The sequence below is a fragment of the Micromonospora sp. H33 genome (assembly GCF_052068455.1).
Taxonomy (GTDB): Bacteria; Actinomycetota; Actinomycetes; order Mycobacteriales; family Micromonosporaceae; genus Micromonospora.
In genome coordinates this window covers 1-11,521 of record NZ_JBQHDE010000028.1, presented here as the reverse complement: position 1 = coordinate 11,521, position 11,521 = coordinate 1, and the positions used below count along the sequence as shown (strand labels likewise).

The 11,521-nt window shown below is 68.0% G+C and carries 7 protein-coding genes and 1 pseudogene; all 8 read right to left on the bottom strand.

The genetic code is table 11. The annotated features are described in order from the left end of the window. Positions 1-387 precede the first annotated feature (387 nt). Complete coding sequence (locus tag ACTMS0_RS28935; RefSeq protein WP_441158439.1) at positions 388-1,608, bottom strand: tyrosine-type recombinase/integrase; 1,221 nt, start codon at positions 1,606-1,608, stop codon at positions 388-390. Next, complete coding sequence (locus ACTMS0_RS28930; protein WP_441158438.1) at positions 1,608-1,805, bottom strand: helix-turn-helix domain-containing protein; 198 nt, start codon at positions 1,803-1,805, stop codon at positions 1,608-1,610. Before ACTMS0_RS28930 ends, ACTMS0_RS28935 begins: the two co-directional genes overlap by 1 nt. Further along, positions 1,802-3,369, bottom strand: a pseudogene (locus tag ACTMS0_RS28925) (replication initiator). Before ACTMS0_RS28925 ends, ACTMS0_RS28930 begins: the two are co-directional and overlap by 4 nt. Positions 3,370-3,964: 595 nt before the next feature. Further along, the gene (locus ACTMS0_RS28920) at positions 3,965-5,143 is read right to left on the bottom strand and encodes a low temperature requirement protein A (protein WP_441158437.1); all 1,179 of its coding nucleotides are present in this window, start codon (positions 5,141-5,143) and stop codon (positions 3,965-3,967) included. A gap of 1,293 nt (positions 5,144-6,436) precedes the next feature. Further along, positions 6,437-6,820 (bottom strand): hypothetical protein, encoded by a 384-nt coding sequence (locus ACTMS0_RS28915; protein ID WP_441158436.1) that lies wholly within the window; start codon positions 6,818-6,820, stop codon positions 6,437-6,439. Positions 6,821-7,372: 552 nt separating this feature from the next. After that, positions 7,373-8,725: an IS1380 family transposase gene (locus tag ACTMS0_RS28910; protein ID WP_441158441.1), complete on the bottom strand. Its 1,353-nt coding sequence runs from the start codon at positions 8,723-8,725 to the stop codon at positions 7,373-7,375. A gap of 108 nt (positions 8,726-8,833) precedes the next feature. Further along, on the bottom strand, positions 8,834-9,259 hold the full coding sequence (locus ACTMS0_RS28905; protein ID WP_441158440.1) for an AbiV family abortive infection protein: 426 nt from the start codon (positions 9,257-9,259) through the stop codon (positions 8,834-8,836). Between the two features lie 148 nt (positions 9,260-9,407). Then, on the bottom strand, positions 9,408-10,613 hold the full coding sequence (locus ACTMS0_RS28900) for a low temperature requirement protein A (RefSeq protein WP_441158435.1): 1,206 nt from the start codon (positions 10,611-10,613) through the stop codon (positions 9,408-9,410). Positions 10,614-11,521 lie beyond the last annotated feature (908 nt).

The following is an 11,521-nucleotide window of genomic DNA, read 5'->3' as shown; positions in this document are numbered from 1 at the left end:
ACCATGCCCGATCGCGTCGGTAGCCTTCGACAGCCGACTCGCCGCGCTGCCGTGCCAGAACGGGCCTCCATCGCTCACCGCACCCGAGTTGCCGGACCAGCTGACGTTGCTGCACCCCTGTACCGGCCGATGGCGGGGAGCGGATTGGGAGCAGCGGGGTGCACTGAACGGCGCCGAACTGCACCGAACAGCGCTCAACTGCATCCAACGGCACCCGTCGCAACCTGCGGTCCCACATTTTCCCTGTTCAGGGGCGGTGCGGCGTCCGGTTTCACACCGAAGAGGTCACTGGTTCGATCCCAGTATCGCCCACACAGTTCAAAGGCCACTTCCCATTGATGGGGGTGGCCTTTTGCTGCCCGTACAGCAGCTTGTACAGCAGCCCGGTCATTGCGCGAGTGATTCGCCGAGGCGCTTGAGGGCGTCGCGGGTCGCCTTGGACGAGACCTGGGTGTAGATCTCCATCGTCACGGAGAAGCGGGCGTGCCGGAGGACCTGCATGGCGACTCTGGGATGGACGTCGAGGTCGGCCAGGAGCGTGGCGCAGGTGCGGCGGGCGTCGTGGACGGTGATCGGCGTGACCTTCGCCTTGTCGCACCGCGTCTGCCAGGAGCGCTGGAAGTTGCGTGGCTCGATTGGCGTGCCATAGCGGGTGGTGAATACGAGGTGGGTTTCGTGCCAGACTTTGCCGGCGGCTGCTCGTGCCTCGTCGCGTTGTTCGCTTCTGAGCTTGAGGGCAGTCAGGCAGATGTCGGGCAGGGGGAGGGTGGCGTCGGACGCCTGGGTCTTGGTGTCGCGGTGCAGGAGCTGGCCGCGTACGCGTTGCAGTTGGCGGCCAATGGTCAGCTCTCCGGCGTCGAGGTCGACGTCCTCCCAGGTAAGGCCCAGCGCTTCGCCCTTGCGCAGGCCGGTGACGAGGACCAGGGCGTAGGCCGCGTAGAGCGGGTCCTCGTCGGCGCGGGCCGATTCGAGGAACTTGCGGGCCTCGTCGCTCGACCACGACCTACCCCGGCGTCGGCGGACGGTGGCGAGGGTGACCGGCACGGCCGGGTTCTTGGCGATGAGGTCTTCGGCTTGGGCGTGGGTGAGGGCGGCCCGCAGCGCGGCCCGGATGTCGCTAATGGTGCGGGTCGACGGGACGGTCTGGCAGCAGCGACCGACCGCGCAGCAGCGCCGCTTGTCCTTCGGTCGGGCGGCGTCCTTGCCTTGGACGCAGCACTGGCAGGTCCGGGCTACCTGGTTAATCCAAATCTGCACGTCCCGCGACTGGAGTCGATCCAGCCGCTTTGCCCCGAGTCCCGGTGCGATGTAGCGGCGGACGAACGTCTCGTAGGTGGCGTGGGTCAACGGTGCCCGGTTCGGTTCGATGATCTCGGTCAGCCAGTAGGTGAGGAAGCTGCCGACCGTGGGGACGCTGGTGGCCACCGGCCCCTGCTTCGTCTGCTGGTGCAGCTTGATCCACTTGTCGTGGACGGCCTCGCGGGTCTGTCCGTAGACGTACTTGCGGGTGCGTTTGCCGTCGGGTTTGGTGACCCAGACGTAGGCGGCGAAGCCGTTGCGGTAGGGGAAGATGGAGCCTTCGCCGTTGGCGCGGGCGCGGGCGGGCATCAGGCGGCCTCCTGGCGTTCGACCTGTTCGCGGATGTAGTCGTCGACCCATTCGGGGAGGATGCGGCGGTACTTGCCGTCCTTGATGGAGCGCAGCTCGCCGGTGGCGATCTTCGTCTTGACCTTGGAGATGCCGAAGCCGAGCAGGACGGCGACCTCGGCGGGGGAGTACCAGCGCGGGGTGAGGTCATGGCTCATGCGGCGGCTCCGGTGAGCCAGGCTTCGTGGGCGAGTTCTTCCCGGCCGATGCGTCTGCTCTCGCGTCGCTGTCGGGCGGCGATGTTGGCCAGGAGTGCGTCACCTTCGGTGAGCCAGCCGGCCCCGACGTAGCTGAGAACGCCGACCGTCACGGTGTCGATGTCCTCGTTGTCCTCGATTCTGCGATGGGTGGCGCGGGTGTCGCGGAGCTGGCCGAAGGTGACCGAGTAGCGACGGGCTTTGGTGAGGAAGTGGCCACCGAAGCCGAGCATGTGCGCCCACCGACGTAGGCCGGCGTAGGCGTTGGGTTTGGCGTCAAGCCTGCCTTGACGGTCGTCGGCGGTTGCGGCGTCGCTGGTCGTGGCGTCGTGGGTGGGGCGGCCGAGTCGCCAGCAGGCGTCGATGAGGCGGGCGAGGTGGTCGCCTTCAGGGTCGGCGTAGTCGTCGATGGTGGCGGGGGTGAGTCGGGTGGAGCAGTGGCCGGTGGCTTCGGTTGACTTGGTGGCGTACTTGGCGAGGTAGGCGGCCACCTTGCAATCGGTCAGCTCACCGCCTGCGCTGTTGATGCGGCGGACGTCGACCTGCTCGCCCCAGGCGACCAGCCAGCCTTGCGTCCGGTCGGGGTGTGAGGGTGTGGTGACGGTGATCTGGGCGGCGGCGGCGTGGACGGCCGCATCCAGGTCGTTAATGGTGATGCCGGCCGGCGGCGGTATGAGAGCGTCCGGATCGGTGGGATCGATGCCGTCGAGTCGCAGCAGGACGTGGAAGTGGACAGCGGCGCGGCGTTGCATCTCGGCGACCTTGCCGTGCGATACCCGTACCGGCGGCACCCAGCGGACCTTGCCCGAGGCGGTGACGACCCGGACGAGGGGGATTCCGCGTCGGCGGCACAGCGCGGCGAGGTGGCGTTCGATGGCCTGCTTGGTGCGCCGCCACAGCTCCCCGAGAAGTAGTTCCACACGACTTGGTGGCCGTGGTCGTAGCAGTCCAGGCACAACGGCTGCCCGAGCCGCGGATCGTCGGTGTCGTGGCGGGCGAAGCACACCGCGGGCTGCCCGTGCGGACACGTGCCGGCGGTACTGCGGGCGCGGCACGGGGCTGGGCGGCAGTCGCAGCGCTGACGGCTGCCGCAGGTGTGGCGGGGGATGTGCCGGTGGTGGACCGGGCCGAAGGACGGGGCGGTGAAGGTGGCGAAGACGACCGGGTGCCGGCCGACCGAGGCGGGGACACCCTTGCCGCCGGTCAGACCGCAGCGGACCACTTGGTAAGCGTCTCCGGCGTAGACCCAGGCGCAGTCCGGGCACTGCGCTTCGCGGCGATTGCCGCACGCCTTGTAAAGCGCCCGGTCGGGCAGCTCGTCAGTGTGCTGCTCGCGCAGGATCCTGCCGCTGTCGCGGTCGACGGCGGTGATGGTGCCAGTGAGACGGATTGGGCGGGCGCAGCCGCCCGCGGGGGCGGTGTGCTCCATCCAGCCGGAGAACTCCGGCATGGCAGCGCGGTGGAGGGCTTGGGCGTCACGGCCGGCGGCGAGACCGGGCCGGTACAGGTCGAGCGGGGTGGACAGGACTTCCTCCTCAGGGGGTGGCAGGGACGGGAGACGAAGCACCACCAGCCGTGGACGCATGTCCGCTGGTGGTGTTCGGCGTGTCTCCTGGCACCGCAGGAAGGGCGGCTGACGCCGGAGGGCGGAGTCGTGGTGGTGCCACGTTCCGCCGATGGGTCGGGTCCTTTCGCGCCGTGGACTCGGTGATGGGGCCGGTACGGGTGGGGAGCCTGGGATGTCGGCATCCGGCGGGTTGCCGCAGGTTTCCCCACCCGTGGAGGTGGGCGAATCCGGGCCATCGTGGACGGCAAGGAAGGCCGTGCTGGGCCGCTCAGCGGATTCAGGGGGCCGGCACAGCGGCCGGTGCAATTGAGAGCCGGCGGGACGTCGCCCGCATCAGCGGCAGGAAGGCCCTCAGCATCTCTGAAATCGAATCCAGCGATCCGGCAGGAAGGCCGCGCTGGCGTGCTCGACGAGCGCCAGAGTAGCACCGGGTGCCGACACGTCAACCCGCCGTGATTCCCGCTCGACGGAGGCGGACCGGCCGGCTGCCCGGCGTGTCGGGTCTCAGGACCTGCGTGGCAGAACAGTCTCAAGACATGGGTGACACTTCCGGCTAGCCGGGTGGTGACGGCGGTTCGGGCGGGCGTCCGCGGGCGCGGGCTGCGTCGGATATGGCGATCCCGGTCAGGACGAGGGCAGCAGCGGTGGCGGCCACGACTGGCGGCAGGGGGAGCATCGCCGGTGTCAGGGCGGCCAGCGCAAGGACGCCGATCGGTCGGGACCGGGACACGCGGCCGAACACCGCGTGCTCGAAGCGGGCACGCCCGGCCAGGTACAGCGCGGGTCCGCCGAGGATGACGGCGATCCAGGCCGGTGGGGTGTGCCCGAGTGGATGGGCGATGACAAGTTCGTCGCCGACGGCTGCAGCGACCACGCCGGCCACCATGGCCAGGTGGGCGTATGACGCCGATCTGGCGAGGCGGACCGGGTCGGCAGACACGGCAATCGCTTCCGCCAGGACTTGCCCAGCGCGGTAGATGTAGATCCGCCACAGCAGCACGGTGGTCGCGATCGACACTGCGAACGCGGCGACCCTGTCCGGCGTGAAGCCGCTGCTGCTCAGCGCCAGGCCGGTAACCAGGATCAGCTCGCCGAGCGCGATGATGAAGAACTGCCGGTAGCGCTCGGACAGGTGCTCGCCCGAGATCACGAGGTCTTGGCGGGGCGTACGGCCCGCCCCCGGGGTGGGGAAGCCGATTCTGCCTGCCGTGTGGTCAAGGACCACCGCGAGTGCCCACAACGCGCCACGCGCGGTGCCGTGCACGAGCGCCCCCGCGATCCAGGGCAGCGCCGATAGGCCGTACCAGAACAGCCCCCGCACGCCGGTGCGCTGCAGTTCGTGGCCACGCAGAACAACCAGGAGGATGAGCCCGCGGCCGAGCTGGACGGCGACGTAGGCGCCCGCGAAGATCAGGCCCGTGTCGCCGAATGCCTCGGGCACCGCGGCCGCCATCACCAGGCTGCCGACCATGGTCGCGATGACCAGCGCCTGGATTACCGGTCGATGCGGGTCCGTCCGGTCGGTTAGCCACGCGGTGCTGGACCAGACCCACCACATGGCCCCCAACAGCACCAGCGTCCGGAAGGCACCGCTCCACCCGAGATCCTCAGCCAGGCCGCGCGAGAGCTGAACGAGCGCGAGGACAAACACCAGGTCGAAGAAGAGTTCCAGGAACGTAGCCCGCTCCGGGGCCCCGGCTTTCCGCATTAGCTCGGCCGCCCTGCTCGTCATCGGCTCGCCCGTTCTGCCAGCTCTGCTCCAGGTCTGGGTGCATTCTGACATGCCGCAGCGGCGTTAACCGCGGACGTGCTGCCGTGGACTGGATCGAGCGACCCGCGTTACACGGACGGGCGACGGTCGAGGCCGATGAGTTCCTTCCATCCGTCGCCGCTGGTTCGGATTAGCTCGTCGACCTGGCCATGCGTCGGGCCGGTGCTACAGAGGGCGGAGTGTCACCCAGGTCCTGATACCGATATGTCACGCAGGTCCTGAGACCGGACAGCCGGCTGCCCGGCGGTGTGGGAGGACTTTCTGTACATCTATCAAGGCGGCCCTTGACGGGCCGCACGCGCCGCCGCCTGGGCGCGCGCCGGCCGCTGCCGCTGGCGCTCTGCGGCCGTCACGCCTGACGCCCGGCGGCTGGCGCGGACGGCGGAAAGCCCGGAGGACGCCGCAGAACGACAGACCGTGACTGGTGGGATGGGCCGGCGGCCGGCAACCGGCCCCGCGGCCACAAGCCCGCGCGGCGTAGAGGAGCGCACGCCAGCCGCGTCGGCGAGCTGGCGGTGGTCGCGGGGTTGCGGCTACTGCGCCTCCGGCGGGGGCGCTCCGGCACCAGGATGGCCGGGGCTGCGCCGGCGGGTCGCGGTCCGTGGGTGGTAGCGGTAGGCCATCCCGCCTGCCACCGACCCGGGCAAGCCGAGCAGACCACCGCCCGACCCGCCAGCGTCCGCGCGAGGCGTCACGGTCCGCCCGTCGTGGCGGGCCGGGCGGCGGCCCGCTCCCAGGAGGGCGGGGCGACGGCATACGGGATGGCACGTGAGCTGAGCTACCAGTTGGCGCAGCCAGAGATCTAACCCGAGGGGTCACGTCCAGGCAGGAACAATCGCCGATTGCGGCGAAGATTGCCCTATTGCAAGTCTCCGTATTGCAGAGCCGTAGAGGGGCAATCTGCCCCTCCACGGCCTTCTTCTGTTTGCCCTTTATGGCTTCGCGTCAGCTAGTGACTTTACTCGACCAGCCGCCGCCATGCTTAGCGGTCACGTTGAGCCTGACTCCAACGGTCTCGCTGAAAACGCCTCCACCTGACCGCCAATACGTTCCCTGAGCGATGCACTGTCCGGTATATCCACTTGCGCTCTGCGTGATGTATTCCAACTTAGCGTTCGAGAAGCTGCCGATCCCACCGTGGGCAAGCCCGCTGATGGAGTCGATATGACAGCCGTACGAAGGCCCCAAATAGTACCTGTAAGCCGCAGTGAAGTTTACGCTCCAAGTTGCAGCGTCCCAAGAAACCCTGCAGTTTCACCAAGCCTTTGCGCCCGTCGCTGCGATGCTCTGGCAGCCGGAAATCCCCATAGGCGAGACTTCGCCCGTGGTCTCGGAAGGGATCTCGATCGTGCTGACGTTGATGGAGCCGTCCTCGTAGCGGTAGATGGTCCGCTCGGCCCCACCGACGTAGTCAACTTCGGTGGCAACAGGAGCTGCGCCACTCTGCGAGTCCCACTGCTCGCCCTCAGCAAGGGCCTTAAGTAGCGCCTTCTGAGTCTTTGCGGGTACGTCGTACATAGCGAGCGCAGTGTGAACGTACTCAAGGTCAGCCTTCGACACTTGCGAGTCGGCGGAGGCTGGAGTGCCACTGATGAGAGCTGCGCTTAGCGACGCCGCTAAGGCCAGAGTCGCTGCCATGATGGGTTTCCGGAACGTTTGTCTCCCTCGGGTGTGAGGACTGGGCTGGGCTAATCGCGCCCGTTTCGCCCATCCTTGAAAGCTTTGACTGCCCGAGAGATGAAGACGCCCAAGGCGAGAATGACAATTAGAGTCACGATATGCCACGGCTTCACATCCAAGATACTCTCCCTCCATACTCTTGCTAGGCCGCCGGATTGTGGGTGCCTCACCGCTCGTGAGATGAGACGCTAATCGTCGGACCTGAATGGGTCAAGCTTGAGTGCTGTTCGAAATTAGACTGATTATGATCGATGTAGGGTCAGCGGTCAGCGCAAATCTCTGGTATTCACGCGACGTGTGAATCCTCCCTCGTGGCTGTTGTTCCGGGCTTATGTACCCATGGTCATGCTAACCTCGATCATTCACGGCTGATGTCAGCCGCTTCGGTCCCGCTCCGGTGATCGCTGACGATCGATGCGATCCGGTCGAGGGCGTGGTGAGGGGCCGTCTGTCGCGGCGGTGGGCGTGGTCTCCTGTGGTTCTCCGGTTGTCGGGGCAGGGCTGAGCTGGTCAGCCGGGGGCGGGGATCGCCGCGATCCGGGTGAATGCGGCGGTGATTTGGTCGGCCCAGGGCCAGGTCGATGGGATGCGTAGCCGGCGGCGGCGTTGGCCTCGGGTGAGGCGGGCGGCGGTGTGTAGCAGGCGGTAGCGCAGCCGTTTCGGCTCGGCGGTGGCCAGGTCGCCGTCCAGGGCGAGGACTTGTAGCCAGGCGATGAGGTCGGCCGCGATGGCCGCGATTTGGCACCAGGCGGTGTTGATGGCGAACTCGCGCGACGGTAGTCGGCGCAGGCCGGTGTCTTTGGCGCAGCGGATGCGGTCTTCGACGCGGGCGTGGGCGCGGTGACGGGCTTCCAGCCACTGCAAGGCGCCGACGGTGGTGTTGGTGACGAACGCGGTGTAGCGCCAGCCGTCGCGTTCCTCGAACAGCGACAGTTGCGCGCCGGGGTGTGGTCGTTCCCGACGCACGATCACCCGCATGCCGGGCGGCCAGCCGGCCAGGGTGAGCAGGCCGGTCAACTCGGCGACCTGGGCGCCGTCGCGGATACCGCCGTCGGCGGCCAGGGCCGGTGACCAGGCGGCGGTCGGCAGCGCGCTGATGGCGGCGCGTTCGGCCTCGCTGATCGACCAGCCGAGCGAGTACTCGACGCGTCGGTTGCGTTTGGCGTCCTGCGCGGTCAGCCAGTCGAGCACTGTGTGGGTGGCGGCAGCCGAGTCGCCACGCACCAACAGGTTCCTGTGGTGGGCGGCCGGGACCTGCGCGAACGCCTCGGCCAACACGTCCAGGTGGTCGGCGGTGTTCGCCCCGGCGTTGCCCGGCCGCAGCCGGATCGCGAGCAGCTCACGGGTGTTGTCGCAGGTCACCAAGATCGGATGGAAGCCGTAGGTGTGCTTGTAGGTGGCCGCGGCGCCGTCCTTGTCGCTGTGCGCGAGGACGATCGTGGAGTCCACGTCCAGTACGACCAGCTCGTCGCCGAGGCTACGGCCAGCGGCATACGCGGCCGGGACCTGCCCGACCAGCGCCCACACCCTGGCCCGGACCTTCGCCCGTGCCCGGCTGATGCGCCGCAGCTGCACATCGCTGATCTCGTCGAGGGCCCGCCAGCACGTCGCCGGCGAGGCGACCTGACCGAACACCTCGCCCTGATGGCGCAACACGTCGATATCCGCGATCGCCTCACCGCCGTCGGCGATCATCACCGCCAGATCGACCAGCACCCTGCCCCGGTCCCGGCCCGGGACGAACGCCCGCCGAGCCACCGCCGCCGACAACGCCTGCGTCAACCCGCTGCGATCAGCCAACAACCGCAGCAACGCCGCCCCGACATGCGACACCACACCACGACCGCCGACCTCGACGGACATCCCCTTCGACCACTGGGTAACCTGCACCTACGAAGTGCCTCTCACGCGGGGAACCTGCACGACTCGACACCGGGCAGTTTTCCTTACGTGGCAGGCACTTCGCCATATCTACCGACTCGCCGCACAGCCAAGATCACGACGGCCGTGAAAGGCCGAGGCTAACGCTGCGGCGTTCCGCTCTGGGTCCGAGGGCTCCCCGAACCAGTATCGCTCTTCGACCAGGAAGCCGTAGACGGTCTCCAGCTTCTTCTGGTGGCTAGACCACAACTCGTCGAGCGACTCGCACCGAAAGGTCTCGCCGTCGGACGAGTAGCCCATCTCCATTCGCCGATCATGAATAGCTATAGCTTTACCTGACTCCTCCATGCCGAGGATGGCGATGGACCGAGCCAACGCAACGTGGCCTAGATCCAGGATTGCAAGGGCGGACTCCAGTAAGGTGTTGGCGTTCGCCAGCAACGCGTCTTGGAGCTTGACAACCTGCTCGGGCGTGAGGTCGGGGAGTCGTCGGATCGGCACACCTCCAGTCTCCATGAGCGTCAACAGAATTCACCGTAAGGAGCCTTTCCGGGACGGCGCTGTGGACAGTAGTGACGCGTCCGGCACAGAGCCACACCTCCCCTGTGTCAGGTCTCAGGACGTTCGTGACAGAGGAGTCTCGGAACGTGGGTGACACTTCCGGCTAGCGGGGCGGTGACGGCGGTTCGGGTGGGCGTCCTCGGGCGCGGGCTGTATCGGATAGGGCGATCGCGGCCAGGACGAGAGCAGCGGCGATGGCGATCACCAGCCGCGGCGCCCGGATCATCGCCGGTGAGAGGGCGGCGAGGACCAGGACACCGATCAGCCGGTTGCGGGACACGCGGGCGAAGACCGCGTACTCGAAGATGCCGCGCCCGGCCAGGAACAGCGCGGGCCCGCCGAGGATCATGGCGATCCAGATCGGCTCTGCGTGTCCGAACGGGTGGGCGAGGACGTGATCGACGCAGTTGGCGGTGATGACGATGCCGGCCACCATGATCGGGTGGGAGTAGGTTGCCGAGATGCTGAGGCGGAGCGGATCGGGGGCGGCCGCGATGGCTTCCGCCAGCAGCTGCCCAGCGCGGTAGATATAGATTCGCCACAGCAGCACGGTGGTAGTGAAATACACCAAGGCTGCAGCGCTGTGCTCGGCCCCGAAGTCACTGGTGCCGAACGCCAGACCCGTGACCAGGATCAACTCGCCGAGCGCAATGATGAAGAACTGCCGGAAGCGCTCGGCCAAGTGCTCGCCCAGGATCGCAAGCTCCGATCGCGCAAGGCGACCCAACCCGGGTGTGGGCAAGCGGAGTGCGGTCGCCGTGTAGTCGACGGCCACCGCCAGCGTCCACAGCGCCAGACGCGCCGTATCGTGCGCGACGGCTCCCGCGATCCATGGCACGGCGGACACGCCGTACCAGAAGAATTGCCGCAGGAAGGCGCGCTGCGCCTGGTGGCCGCGCAGCAGGAGCACGAGGACGACGCTGGCGCCAATCCGAATGGCGACGTACGGGCCCGCGAAGAATAGGCCTCGCTTGCCGAACGCCTCCGGCGTCGCGGCGGCCATCACCAGGATGCCAAGCATGGACGCGATGACCAGCAGCTGTATCGGCGGTCGTTGCGGATCGAACCTGTCGGTTGTCCCCGCAACGCGGGACCAGACCCACCACAGGGCCAGCAGCAACACCAGCGTCTGGAAGGTGCCGATCCACGTCAGATTCTGGTGCAGCCCCTGCGTGAGCCGGAAGAGCGCGAGGACGAACACCAGGTCGAAGAACAGTTCCAGGAACGTTGTCTGCTGCGGCTGCCCGGGTCTCCGCAGCAGCCCGCCCGCCCTACTGGTCGCCATAGGCTCGCCCGCTTCTGCCGTCATTGTCGCTTTGAAGCAGTACCACGCTGCGGGCTCTGGTGGATGCGGATGTGCTGCCATGGCCCGGGGTCGAGTGGCGGCGTTCTACAGGGGGGTGTCAGCCAGGTCCTGATACCGATCCGTCACGTAGGTCCTGGGACCGGACAGCCACACCTCCCCTGATCGGTGAGAAGTTTCTGTACGTCTTCAAGGCGGCCCGCAACGGGCCGCACGCGCCGCCGCCAGGGCGCGCGGCCTGCACTCCGCTGCCGCTCCGCTCCGGCCACGCAGAACGCCCGGCGGCTGGCGCGGATAGCGGGAAGCCCGGAGGGCCGCCGCAGAACGACAGGAGCGCTGACCGGGCGAGGGGTTGCGCCGGCAGCCGGCCGGGCCGCGCGGCCACGAGCCCGCGCGGCGTGAGAGAGCGGACGCCGGCCGCGTCGGCGAGTTGGCGGTGGTCGCGGGGTTGCGGCTACTGCGCCTCCGGCGGGGGCGCTCGGGCTCCAGGATGGCCGGGGCGCCGCCGGCGGCTCGCGGTCCGTGGGTGGTTGCGGTAGGCCATCCCGCCTGCCATCGACCCGGGCGAGCCGAGCAGACCACCGCCCGACCCGCCAGCCTCCGAACCTGCGTCAAGGTCCGCTTGACGTGGCGGGCCGGACGGCGGCCCGCTCCCCAGGAGGGCGGGTCGACGGCAGACAGGATGGCAGTAGCCCAAGCGTGCAAAGATGTGAAGGATGTTGCAGGTGGATAAGTAGGGACAGTTGGGGGCGAAGTGAAGGATTGGTTGGTTACCGCTGCGGGTGTACTGACTATCCCTGCCCTTCTTCAAGTCTTCTATGCGGCGGTTCGCACTAATACTCCAGCCGGGGATTGTGATCACGGTTCGATGAGGGCTTGTCGGGCGTAGTGGCTGGTCATGGCTCGGGCTTGGT

Coding starts and splice junctions, on each gene's coding strand:
- ACTMS0_RS28905 (WP_441158440.1), bottom strand. CDS start 9,259: ATGGAGACTGGAGGTGTGCCGATCCGACGACTCCCCGACCTCACGCCC.
- ACTMS0_RS28935 (WP_441158439.1), bottom strand. CDS start 1,608: ATGCCCGCCCGCGCCCGCGCCAACGGCGAAGGCTCCATCTTCCCCTAC.
- ACTMS0_RS28910 (WP_441158441.1), bottom strand. CDS start 8,725: ATGTCCGTCGAGGTCGGCGGTCGTGGTGTGGTGTCGCATGTCGGGGCG.
- ACTMS0_RS28920 (WP_441158437.1), bottom strand. CDS start 5,143: ATGACGAGCAGGGCGGCCGAGCTAATGCGGAAAGCCGGGGCCCCGGAG.
- ACTMS0_RS28915 (WP_441158436.1), bottom strand. CDS start 6,820: ATGGCAGCGACTCTGGCCTTAGCGGCGTCGCTAAGCGCAGCTCTCATC.
- ACTMS0_RS28930 (WP_441158438.1), bottom strand. CDS start 1,805: ATGAGCCATGACCTCACCCCGCGCTGGTACTCCCCCGCCGAGGTCGCC.
- ACTMS0_RS28900 (WP_441158435.1), bottom strand. CDS start 10,613: ATGACGGCAGAAGCGGGCGAGCCTATGGCGACCAGTAGGGCGGGCGGG.